Annotated in this window: 18 protein-coding genes; 12 read left to right on the forward strand and 6 right to left on the reverse strand. The window is 54.9% G+C overall.

What is annotated here, in order from left to right:
- Nucleotides 1-34: 34 nt before the first annotated feature.
- Together hisG and hisD are read left to right on the forward strand one after the other, a co-directional pair.
- Complete coding sequence (gene hisG, locus JI62_RS02110; protein WP_088698578.1) at nt 35-688, forward strand: ATP phosphoribosyltransferase; 654 nt, start codon at nt 35-37, stop codon at nt 686-688.
- Nucleotides 689-701: 13 nt separating this feature from the next.
- Nucleotides 702-2024: a histidinol dehydrogenase gene (hisD, locus tag JI62_RS02115; RefSeq protein WP_088698579.1), complete on the forward strand. Its 1323-nt coding sequence runs from the start codon at nt 702-704 to the stop codon at nt 2022-2024.
- 51 nt (nt 2025-2075) lie between these two features.
- Here hisD and JI62_RS02120 read toward each other — a convergent pair whose 3' ends face one another.
- Nucleotides 2076-3344, reverse strand: coding sequence for a Do family serine endopeptidase (locus JI62_RS02120; RefSeq protein WP_088698580.1), 1269 nt, complete (start codon nt 3342-3344; stop codon nt 2076-2078).
- A gap of 128 nt (nt 3345-3472) precedes the next feature.
- Between JI62_RS02120 and JI62_RS02125 the strand changes: the two genes are divergently transcribed.
- A complete protein-coding gene (locus tag JI62_RS02125) occupies nt 3473-4234 on the forward strand; it encodes a Nif3-like dinuclear metal center hexameric protein (RefSeq protein WP_088698581.1) in 762 nt (253 codons plus the stop codon).
- 55 nt (nt 4235-4289) lie between these two features.
- Here JI62_RS02125 and JI62_RS02130 read toward each other — a convergent pair whose 3' ends face one another.
- Nucleotides 4290-4748 (reverse strand): YhcB family protein, encoded by a 459-nt coding sequence (locus JI62_RS02130; protein WP_088698582.1) that lies wholly within the window; start codon nt 4746-4748, stop codon nt 4290-4292.
- A 208-nt stretch (nt 4749-4956) separates the two neighbouring features.
- On the opposite strand from JI62_RS02130, the gene zapE reads away from it, so the two are divergent.
- The 8 genes from zapE (at nt 4957) to JI62_RS02170 (ending at nt 11328) form a co-directional block, all read left to right on the forward strand.
- A complete protein-coding gene (zapE, locus tag JI62_RS02135; protein ID WP_088698583.1) occupies nt 4957-6141 on the forward strand; it encodes a cell division protein ZapE in 1185 nt (394 codons plus the stop codon).
- Between the two features lie 175 nt (nt 6142-6316).
- Entirely contained in the window at nt 6317-6745 is a 429-nt protein-coding gene (rplM, locus tag JI62_RS02140) for a 50S ribosomal protein L13 (protein ID WP_022523919.1), read from the forward strand.
- A 13-nt stretch (nt 6746-6758) separates the two neighbouring features.
- Nucleotides 6759-7148, forward strand: coding sequence for a 30S ribosomal protein S9 (gene rpsI, locus JI62_RS02145; protein WP_022523918.1), 390 nt, complete (start codon nt 6759-6761; stop codon nt 7146-7148).
- 208 nt (nt 7149-7356) lie between these two features.
- The gene (gene petA, locus JI62_RS02150) at nt 7357-7956 is read left to right on the forward strand and encodes a ubiquinol-cytochrome c reductase iron-sulfur subunit (protein WP_088698584.1); all 600 of its coding nucleotides are present in this window, start codon (nt 7357-7359) and stop codon (nt 7954-7956) included.
- Nucleotides 7956-9215 (forward strand): cytochrome b, encoded by a 1260-nt coding sequence (locus tag JI62_RS02155; RefSeq protein ID WP_088698585.1) that lies wholly within the window; start codon nt 7956-7958, stop codon nt 9213-9215. Before petA ends, JI62_RS02155 begins: the two co-directional genes overlap by 1 nt.
- Nucleotides 9215-9982: a cytochrome c1 gene (locus JI62_RS02160; RefSeq protein WP_088698586.1), complete on the forward strand. Its 768-nt coding sequence runs from the start codon at nt 9215-9217 to the stop codon at nt 9980-9982. The genes JI62_RS02155 and JI62_RS02160 overlap by 1 nt, the downstream gene beginning before the upstream one ends.
- A gap of 149 nt (nt 9983-10131) precedes the next feature.
- Nucleotides 10132-10758, forward strand: coding sequence for a stringent starvation protein SspA (gene sspA / locus JI62_RS02165; RefSeq protein WP_088698587.1), 627 nt, complete (start codon nt 10132-10134; stop codon nt 10756-10758).
- A gap of 66 nt (nt 10759-10824) precedes the next feature.
- Complete coding sequence (locus JI62_RS02170; RefSeq protein WP_088698588.1) at nt 10825-11328, forward strand: ClpXP protease specificity-enhancing factor; 504 nt, start codon at nt 10825-10827, stop codon at nt 11326-11328.
- Between the two features lie 75 nt (nt 11329-11403).
- Here the strand turns inward: JI62_RS02170 and JI62_RS02175 are convergent, their stop codons facing one another.
- The 4 genes from JI62_RS02175 to JI62_RS02190 form a co-directional block, all read right to left on the reverse strand.
- Complete coding sequence (locus tag JI62_RS02175) at nt 11404-11976, reverse strand: BON domain-containing protein (protein WP_088698589.1); 573 nt, start codon at nt 11974-11976, stop codon at nt 11404-11406.
- A gap of 64 nt (nt 11977-12040) precedes the next feature.
- A complete protein-coding gene (locus tag JI62_RS02180) occupies nt 12041-12631 on the reverse strand; it encodes a phosphoheptose isomerase (RefSeq protein ID WP_008958676.1) in 591 nt (196 codons plus the stop codon).
- Nucleotides 12632-12690: 59 nt separating this feature from the next.
- Nucleotides 12691-13062 (reverse strand): YraN family protein, encoded by a 372-nt coding sequence (locus JI62_RS02185; protein WP_088698590.1) that lies wholly within the window; start codon nt 13060-13062, stop codon nt 12691-12693.
- Complete coding sequence (locus tag JI62_RS02190; protein WP_088698591.1) at nt 13052-14560, reverse strand: penicillin-binding protein activator; 1509 nt, start codon at nt 14558-14560, stop codon at nt 13052-13054. The genes JI62_RS02185 and JI62_RS02190 overlap by 11 nt, the downstream gene beginning before the upstream one ends.
- Before the next feature lie 114 nt (nt 14561-14674).
- Here JI62_RS02190 and rsmI point away from each other — a divergent pair, with 114 nt between their 5' ends.
- Nucleotides 14675-15532 (forward strand): 16S rRNA (cytidine(1402)-2'-O)-methyltransferase, encoded by an 858-nt coding sequence (rsmI, locus tag JI62_RS02195; RefSeq protein ID WP_088698592.1) that lies wholly within the window; start codon nt 14675-14677, stop codon nt 15530-15532.
- Nucleotides 15533-15562 lie beyond the last annotated feature (30 nt).

Genomic DNA, 15562 nt, shown 5'->3' on the forward strand with positions numbered 1-15562 from the left:
AATCCTTGCATTCGAATAACGACGGGCCAATACGATGAGTAAGCAACTGATTTTAGCCCTCTCCAAGGGCCGTATTCTGGAAGAGACGCTGCCGCTGCTAGCCGATGCGGGGATTTCGCCTGCCGAAGATCTAAGCAAAAGTCGCAAGCTGCTATTTGACACCAACTTACCCGACGTAAAGCTGGTGATTATCCGTGCCACCGACGTCCCCACTTACGTTCAGCTTGGGGCGGCCGACGTTGGCATCGCAGGTAAAGATGTGCTGCTTGAGCACGGTGCCGAAGGGCTCTATGAGCCGCTGGATTTGGAAATTGCCCGCTGCAAGTTGATGACCGCGGGAGTGACCGGTCAGTTGCCAGCCCGTGCCCGGCGTCGGGTCGCAACGAAATTTGTTAACGTGGCGCGCCGTTATTACGCCGAGCAGGGCATCCAGGCCGAGGTGATCAAGCTCTACGGTGCCATGGAGCTGGCGCCGTTAATGAACCTCGCCGATGAGATTGTCGATATCGTCGATACCGGCAACACCCTGCGTGCAAACGGTATGGAGCCGCGTGAGCTTATCGCCCATATCAGCACCCGGCTCGTGGTCAATAAGGCCGCGATGACCATGAAGCATGAGCGTATTAAGCCGTTACTTGACCGCTTGGGCAGTGCGGTCAAGAAGCGTCAGACCCAGCTTGCCGAATGATGTGAGGTGACCCATGAGTGAACGCCAACAGACGACTGCTACGATTTCACGCCTATCGACAAGCGATACTGCCTTTCACCACCGGCTTGATGAGTTGTTAGATTGGGAAGGGGTGTCTGATAAAGCAGTGCAAGCGCGGGTAGAAGAAATTCTAGCCAGCGTAAAACAGCGGGGCGATGCCGCGGTCGTGGAAGCCACTAACCGCTTTGACCGGCTTTCTGTTACTTCCATGGATGAATTGACGTTAACGCCCGGACAGTTGGAGAGCGCCTTTCATAACTTGCCTGCTGAGCAGCGCGAGGCGCTCTCCAGTGCCGCCGAGCGGATTAAGCGCTACCACGAGCGTCAAAAGCCTAATTCCTGGAAATATGAAGAGGCAGACGGCACGATCCTGGGGCAGAAAGTCACCCCGCTGGATCGTGCCGGTATTTATGTCCCAGGGGGGAAGGCGGCTTACCCCTCCTCGGTGTTAATGAATGCAATCCCTGCCCATGTGGCCGGTGTACGCGAAATCGTTATGGTCGTGCCTACGCCGGACGGCGTACTCAATGAGCTGGTGTTGGCTGCGGCCCATTTGGCAGGTGTCGACTATGTGTTCACGATTGGCGGTGCCCAGGCGGTCGCAGCACTTGCTTACGGCACTGAAAGTGTTCCCCGAGTCGATAAAATTGTCGGTCCTGGCAATATTTATGTGGCCACGGCTAAGCGTGCGGTATTTGGTCAGGTGGGCATTGATATGATTGCCGGGCCTTCGGAAATTATGGTGGTTTCCGATGGGCTGACTGATCCTGAATGGCTGGCGATGGATCTGTTTTCCCAGGCTGAGCATGACGAAGATGCCCAGGCGATCCTGGTGAGCTGGGATGCCGAGCACTTAGATGCCGTCGAGGCGGCGATTGAAAGGCTGCTGCCAAGCTTGGAGCGTGAAGCGATTGTACGTGAATCGCTGCGCCGACGTGGCGCCTTGGTGCTCTGTCAGGACGCCCAGGAAGCCATTACGCTGATTAACCGGGTTGCCCCTGAGCACCTGGAGCTATCCGTCGCCGCCCCCGATACATGGTTAGACGATATTCGCCATGCCGGGGCCATCTTTATGGGGCGTTACACCGCCGAGGCGCTGGGTGATTACTGTGCTGGGCCGAATCACGTGCTGCCTACCTCTGGCACGGCGCGCTTCTCTTCACCGTTGGGCGTTTACGATTTCCAGAAGCGCTCTTCGATTATTCACTGCTCCGCAGATGGCGCTTCAGAGCTGGGTAAAATCGCCTCGGTATTGGCCCGGGGGGAGTCGCTAACGGCCCACGCCCGCTCAGCGGAGTACCGTATCCGCGACTGATACATCGAGACTGATACATACAGGGCCACTCCAGCGCGCTCATATTGCAAACTATGAGTCGCGCTGGCCGGGGGTCTCTTGATTAATGGGGATGGTTGGTAGCGGGCGTTCTCCCACTTCCAGCGTCATTTCCATGCGCTCACCGCTGCGCACAATGGTTAGCGGTAGTGACGTGCCGGGCGGAATCGAGGCAATTTCGCTCATCGTCGAGCGGGCATCCAGAATCGGCTGACCATCGACGGCAAGGAGTACATCGCCGGGCTCCAGTCCTGCTTTTGCGGCGGGCCCGCCGCTGACAACGCCAGCGACGATGACTCCTTGAGGTGTTTGCAGGCCAAAAGAGGCGGCTAATTCCCGTGATAGCGCCTGCGCTTCTATGCCCAGCCAGCCGCGAATCACACGCCCTTGAGTAACCAGCTCATCCAGGATGCTATGAGCAAGATTGGCAGGAATGGCAAAGCCAATGCCCTGAGAGCCACCTGAGCGTGAGAAAATCGCCGTATTGATCCCCACCATGGCGCCCTCGGCATTGACCAGCGCGCCCCCTGAGTTACCCGGATTGATGGCCGCGTCTGTTTGAATAAAGTCTTCGTAGGCGTTTAGCCCTAAATGATTTCGTCCGGTGGCGCTAATGATGCCCATGGTGACCGTCTGGCCGACGCCAAAAGGGTTGCCAATGGCGAGCGCTACATCGCCTACGGCAACGTCAGCGGAGTCTGTTAGTTCAATAACCGGTAAGTCGTCCAGGTTGATTTTCAGCACGGCCAAATCACTTTCAGGATCCGTGCCGATCACCTCTGCAATGGTTTCGCGTCCGTCACGCAGGGCGACCTGAATTTCGTCAGCGCCATTGATGACGTGGTGATTGGTCAGTACGTAGCCGTCTTCGCTGACGATAACGCCAGAGCCTAGACTGGAGAGCATGCGTTGATGGGTCGTGGCGTCATCGCCCTGATTATCGAAAAATTGCTGAAAAAAGGGGTCAGACATCAGCGGGTGCTGATCGCGCTCAACAATGCGCGAAGAGTAAATGTTAACCACCGCAGGGGCTGCTTGCTCCACCGCCCTGGCGTAACTTACCGGCCCCTCGTTTCGGGATAGCGGTGCTGCCTCATGGATTTCGGGGGCAGGGCGATCCGAGCGCGGCTCTACGACTGCGGGCACGTTTGAAACGACCGGGGCAGGAGCCTGCTGAGGGGGTTGTGGCGATGAGTCACGAAACGGGTTAGGCAACTGCTCGGGGAGTGCAAATAGGATCACTACAGCGAGCAGCACGCCAGTGATAATAGGCCATAAGTAAGGCAGCACGTAGCGTCGCATGCAATCAATTCCTTAACGGGTCGGTCTCACTGTTCGCGATAAAAAGCAGCGAGTTTTACAATGGTTTTATGGTAACACTTTCTTAGCAAGTACCTCACGGGTGCAGTTCAATCAATCAAGGGTGCAATATGATTCATCGTGACCAATTAGTGGCAGCCTGTGACCATCAGTTGCGTGCGGCAGAGTTTAAAGATTTTACCATTAATGGTTTACAGGTCGCGGGTGGCGAGCAGGTTAAGCGCGTCATGACAGGCGTTACTGCCTGTCAGGCGCTACTGGATGAAGCCGTTGCCTGGCAGGCTGATATGGTGCTGGTGCATCACGGCTACTTTTGGAAAAACGAACCCGTGGCGATTACCGGCATGAAGCAGAGGCGGATTAAAACCCTGCTGGATAATGGAATCAGCCTGCTAGCCTATCATCTGCCCCTGGATGCTCATGCAGAGATGGGCAATAACGCTGAACTGGCCAGGCGTCTTGGGTGGAAAGTAGAGGGGTGTCTTGATGGCGAGTTGGGGGAGGGGCTGCTGTGGTCCGGGCGTTTGCCTCAGCCGCATTCGATCAATGAGTTGGGGGCGCAAATAGCGCAAACCTTGCAGCGTGAACCTTTGGTGGTTGAAGCCCCGCAAGTGGGAGCTATTGAGCGTATCGCCTGGTGCACCGGTGGTGCGCAGGACATGATCACCGCCGCCTTTGACGCTGGTGCGCAGGTCTTCGTTTCAGGTGAAATATCCGAAAGGACGACCCACTTGGCGCGAGAAATGGGGATTCACTATATCGCCGCAGGGCATCATGCCACCGAGCGCTATGGGGTTCAGGCGCTGGGCGAGTGGCTAAGTGATGAGTACGGCGTTGAGCACCGCTTTGTGGATATTGATAACCCGGCATGACGCTGTCAGCACCCTAAAAGGCGGTTAGCGTATGCCGGGGACACTCGTGTGTCGTTTAGTAGCGTGGGGGCTGGGGTGTTGCCGCTTCCTTGCCCTTCAAGCCAAAGTCTTCTGACAGCGTGCCGCCCTTGCCATCCGCGTAGTCGCGGGGCATGGCAGGCGTGCTGGCCTCTTTTGGGGGCTGCTGCTCTCGCGTTGGATCGATACCCGACAGATCAAGGCTAGGCTGAATGGCCGCGTCGCGAATATCCCACTCCGCGGCGTCCTCTTTGAGCTGAAGCTCTAGTTGGTTGGCTTCATCGCGGATATTGCTTAGGCGTTGATAAATACCCGTTAAATGACTGCCAACGCTGTTCTTCATCTCGGCAATCTGGTGTTCGCGTTCGAGCAGCTTTTGGCGCATGGAAGCAGCCTCTCGCTGGCCTTTGCTTAAGAGGCGAAAAGCAACCGCCCCAACGATCAGGCCGACGATAAAACCGATGATGGCAAATGTTAATGGTGAGCTCGCGTCCACAGTGTTCTCCCTGGCGCCTTGAATATAACAGTTAGGCTGCTTTAGCTAGCAGCTTAAGAATCGAACAGGCTGCCATTATAGGCGTCACTCAGCCGGTTGGGTCAATCCACTCATGCGCTTAGATGTCTCTACAGGTATAATCACACCCTTCTTGAGGCTGCCAGTGGTTGAGCTGGCTGCTGCCTTACATGCTGTAGGAGGCGAGTGCATGTCATCATTATCTGCGGGTAGGGCAACGGCAAAAACGCGCCCTGCATCGCCTATAGAGCGCTATCGGGCTGACTTGGAGCGCGATGATTTTCAGTACGATGCAGCCCAGGAGTTGGCGGTCAAGCATCTTCAGCGGCTTTACGATGAACTTGTTGCGGCACCCACTACCGCCCCCAAAGCCCTGGTCGCTCATAAAGGTCTAAAAGCTAAAATGGCGGGGTTGATGGGCAAGAAGGTCTCGTCGTCTGACGAGCCTGTCTTGCCTAGTGTCAAGGGCCTCTACTTTTGGGGCGGGGTAGGGCGTGGTAAGACCTACTTAGTGGATACCTTCTATGAAGCCTTGCCCTTTCCAGACAAAATGCGCACCCATTTTCATCGTTTTATGCAGCGCGTTCATAATGAGCTGACCCACTACAAAGGTGAAAAGAATCCACTCAGCCTCATCGCGGGTAAATTTGCCACTGAGGCGCGGGTTATCTGCTTTGATGAGTTTTTTGTCAAAGATATTACCGATGCGATGATTCTTGCCAATTTGCTGGAGGCGCTGTTCGAGCGTGGGGTAGTGTTAGTGGCGACCTCCAATATTGTGCCTAATGATTTGTATAAAGACGGCCTTCAGCGGGCGCGCTTTTTACCAGCCATTGAGCTGGTGAAACGCCACTGTGAGGTGGTTAACGTTGACTCAGGGGTCGACTATCGGCTCCGGGCATTAGAGCGGGCGGCGATCTTTTATTCACCGCTGGATGAGACGGCTGAAGGTGAGCTGTCGCGTAGCTTTCGGGAAATCGCCGGGCACGATGGAGAGTTCGGCGCGTCGCTAGAGGTAAATCATCGCGTACTTAAAACGCGTCGGCTGCATGATGATGTCGCTTGGTTTGAGTTTCTTGAGCTTTGTGATGGGCCGCGTAGTCAAAATGACTATATTGAGCTGGCCCGTGAGTTCCATACGGTGCTGGTTTCCAATGTAAAGCGTATGGGGGCCAGGCAGGATGACCAGGCGCGCCGCTTTATTAATATGGTGGACGAGTTTTATGACCGCGGCGTCAAGCTACTAATGTCCGCAGAAGCGCCGATCGAAGAGCTGTATAGCGATGGCAAGCTAACGTTTGAGTTTCAACGGACTCTCTCTCGCCTCCAGGAGATGCAGTCCAAGGAGTACCTGGCGCTGGCGCACAAGCCTTAAGGGGTGTCGGCTCAGTAAAAAGTCACGAAACGGCTTAACTTGTCAGTAGTCTTGCTGTAGAATGCCGCCTCGCTGCATGTTGCTGGTGTAAGCCAGCAACCAAAAAGAATAGGGATGGTGCTTCGCCGTGCAACGGTGTAAGTCACCCAATACATTTAATCTGGTGATTTCATCCATGAAGACGTTCAGTGCTAAGCCGCAGTCCGTCCAGCGCGACTGGTATGTAGTCGACGCTACGGACAAAACGCTCGGTCGTCTGGCAACCGAGATTGCTCGCCGCTTACGTGGCAAGCATAAGCCCGAATTTACCCCTCACGTTGATACCGGCGACTACATCGTCGTAATCAACGCAGAGAAAGTCCACGTAACCGGTAATAAGGCGAAGGCTAAAACCTACTACCGCCACACTGGTTACCCGGGCGGTCTGCGCTCTATGACATTCGACAAAATGCTTGATCATGCGCCCGAGCGTATCATTGAGTCTGCCGTTAAAGGCATGTTGCCGAAAGGTCCCTTGGGCCGTGCCATGTACACCAAGTTGAAAGTGTACGCTGGCGACGAGCATCCGCATGCTGCCCAACAGCCGCTTGAACTGAACCTCTGAGGAAATCTTCGCCATGACACAGCAGTATTACGGTACCGGGCGCCGCAAGACTTCCACCGCTCGCGTGTTTATGAAGCCGGGCTCTGGCAAAATTACAGTCAACAACCAAGACCTCGACCTCTATTTTGGTCGTGTTACCGGTCGTATGGTTGTTCGTCAGCCGCTTGAGTTGACTGAAACGTTGAACCAGTTTGACATCTTTGTGACTGTCGCTGGCGGCGGCGGCTCTTCTCAAGCTGGCGCTATTCGTCACGGCATTACCCGTGCCCTGATGAACTACAACGAAGATCTGCGTCCTTCGCTACGTGCCGCTGGCTACGTAACGCGTGATGCGCGTCAAGTTGAACGTAAGAAAGTCGGCCTGCGCAAAGCACGTCGTCGTCCGCAGTTCTCCAAGCGTTAATTTCTACGCTATGCGGCAAAACGCCCAGGTCATTGACCTGGGCGTTTTTTATTGGAATATCAAAAAATTATATTGCTTGTACCACTATGGTCACGAGCGGTTGTTCTTGTGCACAGCGCTTTGTTTTTTTACCATAGAGCGTAATTAATATTCGTCGTCGCAAGACGCCTTTGCGGCGGAACGGGTAAGCTGATGGGAGAAACCTGAAATGGCAGATAACGGCGTAAACAAAGGCCGACGCCGTTTCCTCGTAGGCGCCACCTCCGTTGTGGGTGCGGTAGGTGCTGTCGGGGTAGCGGTACCCTTTGTGGCTTCTTGGCAGCCTAGTGCCAGGGCAAGAGCGGCGGGTGCTCCCGTTCAAGCAGATATATCCAAGCTTGAGCCTGGGCAACGTATGACCGTTGAGTGGCGTGGTCGACCAATATGGATTATAAATCGCACGCCGGAAATGATCGAACGTACTGAATCGCTGACCGGTGAGCAGTTAGCCGATCCGGATTCGGAAGTGCCACAGCAGCCAGCCTATATTGATGGAGGGCTACGCTCTATCAAGCCTGAAATTGGGGTGTTGATCGGTATTTGCACCCATTTGGGCTGTTCGCCGCTATTCCGGCCTGAGCCCGACGCAGAGGGCGTAGGTGTGGATAACTGGCCGGGTGGTTTCTTCTGCCCCTGCCACGGCTCTCGCTTTGATTTGGCAGGTCGGGTATTTAACAACGTTCCCGCGCCGACCAATCTTGAGGTTCCACCCTACCGCTTTGAGAGTGACGAGATCATTATCGTCGGCGAAGATGAGGAGGCTGCCTAATGGGTAATCCGAATAAAGCCAAGGCGGAAAAGGGCCTCATGCGTTGGGTAGATGATCGCTTCCCTGCTACTCAGATGTGGCAAGAGCACCTCTCCAAATATTACGCGCCGAAAAACTTTAACTTCTGGTACTTTTTTGGCTCATTAGCGCTGTTGGCGCTGGTTAACCAAATCTTGACCGGGGTTTGGCTGACTATGAGCTTTAACCCCTCCGCTGAAGGTGCGTTCGATTCCGTCGAATACATCATGCGTGATGTGGAGTGGGGGTGGTTGATTCGCTATATGCACACCACGGGCGCTTCTGCCTTCTTCCTCGTTGTCTATCTGCATATGTTCCGTGGCCTTTTGTACGGTTCTTACAAAGCCCCGCGCGAGCTAGTGTGGGTTTTTGGCATGACCATTTACCTGGTGCTCATGGCGGAGGCCTTTATGGGCTATCTGTTGCCGTGGGGGCAAATGTCCTACTGGGGCGCCCAGGTTATTATCTCGCTGTTCTCGGCTATTCCTGGTATCGGCCCTGATCTGGCGCAGTGGGTGCGGGGTGACTACCTGATTTCAGGTATTACCCTGAACCGCTTCTTCGCGCTGCACGTGGTCGCATTGCCGATCGTTATTCTGGCGCTCGTCGTGCTGCACATCATTGCCTTGCATGAAGTGGGTTCTAACAACCCTGACGGCATTGATATCAAACAGAAGAAAGATGAGGCCGGTGTACCGCTGGATGGGATTCCCTTCCACCCCTATTACACGGTGAAGGACCTGGTTGGTGTGGCAGTGTTCCTGTTCGTTTTCTGCGTGGTGGTGTTCTACTTCCCAGAAGGCGGTGGCTACTTTATTGAGCGGCCTAATTTTGATCAGGCGAACCCGCTGCAGACGCCTGACCACATTGCCCCCGTTTGGTATATGACACCGTTCTACGCCATTCTCCGCGCTATCACCTTCTCGATATTTGGTTTAGACGCCAAGTTCCTGGGGGTAATATTTATGGGCGCGGCGATTGCCATCCTGTTTGTTCTGCCCTGGCTGGATCGGAGCCCCGTGCGCTCTATGCGTTACAAAGGCTGGATGTCGAAAACCATGTTGACGCTGTTTGCGATCAGCTTTGTCATTCTGGGTGTTTTGGGTGTGTTGCCATCGACAGAGGGCAGGACGCTGCTGGCCCAGGCGTGCACCGTGATCTATTTCGCCTTCTTTGTCTTGATGCCGTTCTACACCAAGCTGGAGAAGACTAAACCCGTTCCGGAAAGGGTGACTGGCTAATGAAAAAGTATCTATTTGGACTCCTTTTCGCTTTAGTGCCAGTAACCGCGATGGCTGCAGGGGGCGCAAGTGTGCCTCATTCAATGGATCCTGATCTGCACGATCAGGCCTCGTTGCAAAATGGCATGAAGCTCTATGTTAACTACTGCATGGGCTGCCACTCGCTTCAATATCAGCGTTTTTCGCGTGCGGCAGAAGATTTGGGAATGCCTCAGGATCTGGTTGAAGAGAATCTGATTTTCTCCCCAGAGCTGGCCTATAACGATCAGATGCATAACGCCATGAATAGCGGTGATGCGGAGGGTTGGTTTGGTGCGCCGCCGCCCGACCTATCGCTCAAGACCCGTGTGCGGGGAACTGATTGGATTTATTCCTATTTGCTCGGGTTCTACAAAGACCCTAGCCGTCCCACGGGCGTTAACAACACGGTGTTTGACCTAGTGGCAATGCCGAACGTGTTGGAACCTCTGCAGGGCGTGCAGGAGCTGGTATGTGCCGAAACAGACCACCCGGTAGAAGGTCAGGAGCCGGATGCGTTATCGGGCAAGTACCAGTCTTGTGACGTGCTGCAAGTGACCGAGCCAGGCGAGCTCGAACCTGCTGAGTTTGAGGAAGCGATGTATGACCTTACTAACTTCCTGGCTTATGTAGGTGAGCCCTCCAAGCTTCAGGCCCAGGCGCTGGCGCCTAAAGTACTGATCTTTATTTTTATTTTTGGTGTGATTGCTTACCTGCTCAAGCGTGAGTACTGGCGAGACATCCACTAATTAGCAGTAGCTGATGGTCAGTAGGGCGCACGGCGTAAGCCGTGCGCCTTTTGCTTGTCAGCATGGCAATAAAGCAAAGCAAGCTAGCTTCCCCTAAGGTAGCGCTGGCGTGTTATTATCCAAGATTGTTTTGATGTGAGGATGCTTTCATGGGTGTTGTGGCCAAGCGGTCGTCGATGATCTTTTACTCTGGTAGTGATGATCATTTCAGTCATCGTGTGCGCATTGTGTTGGCGGAAAAGGGGGTTGCCGTCGATATCGTCGATGTGCTCGATGAAAAACCACCGGAAGAGCTAGCAGACCTCAACCCGTACAACAGTGTGCCGACGCTGTTAGATCGTGACCTGGTGCTGTATGAATCAAAGGTTATGATGGAGTACTTGGATGAGCGTTTCCCGCACCCTCCGTTGTTGCCTGTTTATCCTGTAGCGCGCGCGCAAAGCCGCCTATGGATGCACCGCATTGAGCGTGAGTGGTGCCCAATGGTCGATTTAATCCGCAGCGGTGGAAAGAAAGAGGCGGATAGAGCGCGTAAAGAGCTGCGTGAAAGCCTGATTGGCATATCGCCGATTTTTGAAGATATGCCTTATTTCATGAGCGAAGAGTTTACGCTGGTGGATTGCTGCTTGGCACCTGTCTTGTGGCGTTTGCCGGATCTCAACATCGAGTTGCCTGAAAAGCAGGTTAAGCCGCTGCTATCCTACATGTCGCGAGTATTCGAGCGTGAAGCGTTTAAGGCATCTTTGAGTGAGCGTGAAAAAGAGATGCGCGCTTGAATCCATTTGGCTCCTGTGTGCTTGGTAAGGGCAGGGAGCCTTTCTTGTAAGGAGGAGGGAGTCTAGATGAAATCGAGTCGCCCCTATCTCGCCCGAGCGCTCTATGAGTGGTTGTTGGATAATGAGCTAACGCCTTATCTGGTGGTTGATGCTACCTTGCCTGGCGTGGAGGTGCCCCGTCAGTTTGTTCAAAACGGTCAGATCGTTTTGAACGTGGCACCGACCGCCGTGCGTGATCTTTTTATGGAGAATCAGGCGATAGGCTTTAATGCGCGCTTTGGCGGGCAACCTATGCAGGTGATGATACCGACCGAGGCGTTAATCGCTATCTATGCTCGGGAGAATGGCGCTGGAATGGTCTTTGGCCATGAGCCTGAGCTGGGCGAAGGTGCCGAGTCCTTTGGCGATATTGAGGAGGAGAAGCCCTCTGCCAAGCCGGAGTTGTCGGTAACTGAGCCGGTTGCTGAAAAGCCTGGCAGCGATTCTAACGCTTCAAGCGAAGACGCTGATAAAGAGGCGCAAGCAAAGAGCAAGGCGAAGAAAAAGCCGACCCTGCGGGTTGTTAAATAGCCCAGGGTGCGCCCACAAAAAAGCCTCGCTTAATAAGCGAGGCTTTTTTGTGGCTACCAGACGTCGCTGGTGTGGTTAGTCGAGGTAATCAAATACCTTTACGATCCGCTGAACGCCGCCCACTGAGGAGGCTGCGTTGACAATGCGGTCAGCCTCTTCACGGCTAACACGGCCCATCAGATAAACGCTGGCATTTTCAGTGGTGACCTTTATTTTTGAAGAGTCGATGCGGTCATTGGTGGCCAGGTGACTGACAACGTTGGTGGTGAGCCACGTGTCGGCCAGACGTTGGCTTGCGGGTAGGTTGGCGGCAATGGTTAACTCGTTATGAACCCGCTCAACGCCGCGTAGGTTGCTGGTCACGTCTTCCGCCATATCGCGCAGTTCTTCGCTAGGCACTTGACCCACCAGTAGTACAACGCCGTTATAGCTATGGGCGCGTATGCGTGCGTCTGCCAGGCGTGCATCCGCGCGCTCCAGGGCACGTCCTACTTCACGCTCGATGGTTGTGTCGACGGCTTCCACATCGTCACTACGCTGGGCATAGTTAGACTGATTGGAGGCTGAGTTATTGGCGCAGCCAGTCATGAAGAGCGCTGCACATAGTACAGCTACCAGTAGGCCGCGGGAGGAAGGACGTTGGGTCATCGGTATGACTCCTTGATGCAAGCAGTTAAGGACATCGTGGTTGTTGTGACGCAGTAAAAGACGACTAAGCACTGCCAAATAGCTGTTCATCGATAAGGTCGCACAAACAGTGAATCACCAGCAGATGAACCTCCTGAATACGCGCCGTCGATGTTGCCGGGACGCGAATCTCGCAGTCATCCTGGCCTAAAAGCGATGCCATATCGCCACCGTCGCGGCCGGTGAGGGCGACCACTGTCATGTCGCGATCATGGGCAGCTTGAATGGCTTGGACGATATTGCCCGAATTACCGCTGGTGGAGATGGCTAACAGTACATCACCTGGCTGCCCTAAGGCGCGAATTTGCTTTGAAAATACCTCATTATAGCTATAGTCGTTAGCAATTGAGGTCAGCGTAGAGGTGTCGGTAGTGAGCGCCAGTGCGGGTAGGCTAGGTCGTTCACGTTCAAAGCGATTGAGTAATTCCGAAGAGAAGTGCTGGCTATCGCCGGCGCTGCCACCGTTACCGCAGCTGAGGATTTTCCCTTCGCTCACAAGGCACTGCACCATCATTTGGCTGGCTACTTCAATAAATGGCGGAAGTACTTCGCTGGCGTATGTTTTGGTGTCGATGCTGGCGTTGAAGTGGCCGAGTATCCGAGATTGAAAGTCCATCAGGGCTTCCTGGTTAAATTTGAGTGTTAAAGACCGTTTTAAAAAAGCTTCAAAAACAGTTAAAAGGCATCGAAGGCGGCTTTCACCCAATCAAATTCGAGGTTGGGCGGCTTGCCCGTTATCGCCAGGATATCAAAGCGGCAGGGCGATGAAAGCCCGACGCGGGCGATATAGAGCCGTGCCGCACGTACGAGGCGCTGCTGCTTCTGGTAAGTGACGGTTTCCAGCGGGTGTCCGTAGCGCGTTGTAGTGCGATGTTTAACTTCAACAAACACGAGAATATCGCCGTCTCGCATTACCAAGTCAAGCTCGCCCCCTTTCACGTAGTGGTTCTGTGTAACGAGGGTGAGTCCCTGTTGGCTCAGCCATTGAGCGGCGATTTGCTCAATGGCTGCGCCGCGGGCACGGGCGGTGTGGGCGTTAGTCGTCACTTTCGTCCAGGTTAGGAATTAAAATAGGTGATGGAACGCCATTCTGGAATTTCGCCCATGGCAGTTCACGGTAAATGCGTCCATCGTCACGCAGATAGAGCGTGCCGGTGCTTCCATTGAGACCGTTGAGCTCGTCAAGATTGGTAAAACGAAGGGCCAGTTCATAAGCATCCACGCCCATGGCCATTAGGCGAAACATGGAAGCGTCCGATTCGTCGCGCAAGCTCCGATAGGTCGCTGCAAAGGGGAGGGCTTCTTCGCCGCCGACGGCCGCATCAGGGATCTGCCAGGGAATATCCACAAACATGACATCGTTCAGATCTTGATCCAGGCGCGTCTGCAGACGCCCTTCGTGTAAGTGTGAGGTGGCATAGATCGGCAGGTTGGGAGCGTAGTAGTAATCCATGGTGGGTGGCACCTGACGTGCATACTCAGGTAGGGCGAGCAAAAAGAGTGCGTCAATGTTACTAAGACGAGCGCGATCACCGCTGACATTGAGGGCGGTTTGCACGGCGTTGGAGACCGAACTCTCTGGGTTGTAGCGCACGGCATTAGTGATTTCGCCGCCCTGGCTGTGCCACTCATTCCAGAAGGCTTCGCCTACCCGTCGGCCCCAGCCGTTATCCGGCACCATCATGGACACTTGGCGGTGACCATCCTGCCAGGCGCGGCGGGCAACCTGACGTGCTTCATCTTCGGCCGACAGGCCATACTGGAAGAGGCGCTGGGCCTGGTTGTTGTCGCCGCTGCCATAGTTGAGTGCCAGTGTCGGCAGCGGCACGCTGTCGCGTTGCTCTAGCTGGGTGACCTGATCTTTATCTAGTGGGCCGATGATTAACTGCGCGTTCATCTGCTGTGCGCGGTCATAAAGCTCATCCATTGAGTAGCGCGAGGCGTCCAGGAAGCTCAGCTCGACGTTGCCCCCTTTGACGTTATGGTGTTGACGCATGGCAGAGGCGATGGTGCTGGCGACGCTGCTGAGTGGGCCTGATTCCGGCAAAGCAACAACGATACGGCGTATTGCCTGCCCTTCAAGCTCAGGCAAGGCAACGCTAACGGCGCCGCTGGGTTGATCGAGCGCCTCGCGAGCCCAGCGCTGACGCTCTTCGAGCCTCTCCTGCTGACTGGCCTGCATCGGAAGTTCGTCGTCAAGCACTTGGGTGGCGCGAAGCACAGCGCGCGGCTCGTTCAAAGCACGGGCGAGCTCGGAAAACAGCAATGCCCAGCGTACCCGATCGGGCTCTGATAGCAGGCTTTCATCGATCCCGTCGGCGGTTTCAAAGGCCCTGTCGCGCTCACCTTGGCGGGCCAGAATATTCGCCGCTTCCAGGCGTGTCTTGGCGGCTTGTTCTGGTGCTTGCTGTTCCGCTTGGCTGAGTAGCTGCCCAGGATCTTCATCGGGCGCACGATCTACCACGCTAGGCGACTGCATCGCACAGCCAGCAACGAGAAGTGCCATGAGGGTAGCGGCGATTAAGCCACGTAATGACTGTTTCATGTATCCTTCCTTAGGTTTCCATTTGCGCTGTCGCTGCTTGTCAGCGATTGACCAAGCCACTGCACAAGCATAGCGCACCAGCAGGGCAAGCCATCAACGAATTGAGAGTCAACAATGACAGACGATAATCCGGGCACATTGTACGTGGTTGCCACGCCAATTGGGAATTTGGATGACTTAACCGCGCGTGCCGCTCGGGTGCTGGGCCAAGTGACACGTATTGCTGCTGAAGATACCCGCCATAGTGGCCGCCTGTTGGCGCACTTGGGGCTCAACAAGCCGATGCTCTCTTTGCATGAACACAACGAAGCGCGCCGGGTAGATACTTTGGATAGCTATCTCGCTGCAGGTGAAGATATTGCCCTGATCAGTGACGCCGGAACACCGTTGATTAGCGATCCCGGCTTTGTGCTGGTACGTGAGTTGCGGGCACGCAATCGCCATATTGTGCCAATTCCCGGCCCCTGTGCCCTGATTACTGCGCTGTCAGGGGCGGGCCTGCCGACAGACCGCTTTGTATTTGCCGGTTTTCTGCCTGCCAAGCCAGGCGCAAGGCGCCAAGCATTGGAGGATTGGAAAAAACGTGAAGAGACGCTGGTGTTTTATGAGTCTCCCCACCGTATCGTGCACACCCTTGAAGCGTTGCAGGAGCAAATGGCGGGGCGTGATGTGGTGCTGGCACGTGAGCTAACCAAGACCTTCGAGACGTTTTTGCACGGTACGCCTGCATCGTTACTGGAGCAATTGACAGCCGACCCTAATCAAGCCCGCGGCGAATTCGTGGTGATTGTTGCCGGCGCACCGCCGGTTGAGCAGAGTGAGCATCAGGATATATCGGCGGACGCCTTGCTGGAGGCGCTGCTGGCCGAGGGGGTTGGTGTAAAGCAGAGTGCTGCGATTGCGGCGAGAATGCTCGGTGGTCGTAAGCAAGTTTGGTACGCGCGTTTGCAAGCAATTAAAGGTGAGCATTGAGGCTAGCCGAGGGCGCTGGTATGCTTGCCG

Source organism: Halomonas campaniensis, assembly GCF_002211105.1.
Taxonomy (GTDB): domain Bacteria; phylum Pseudomonadota; class Gammaproteobacteria; order Pseudomonadales; family Halomonadaceae; genus Vreelandella; species Vreelandella campaniensis_A.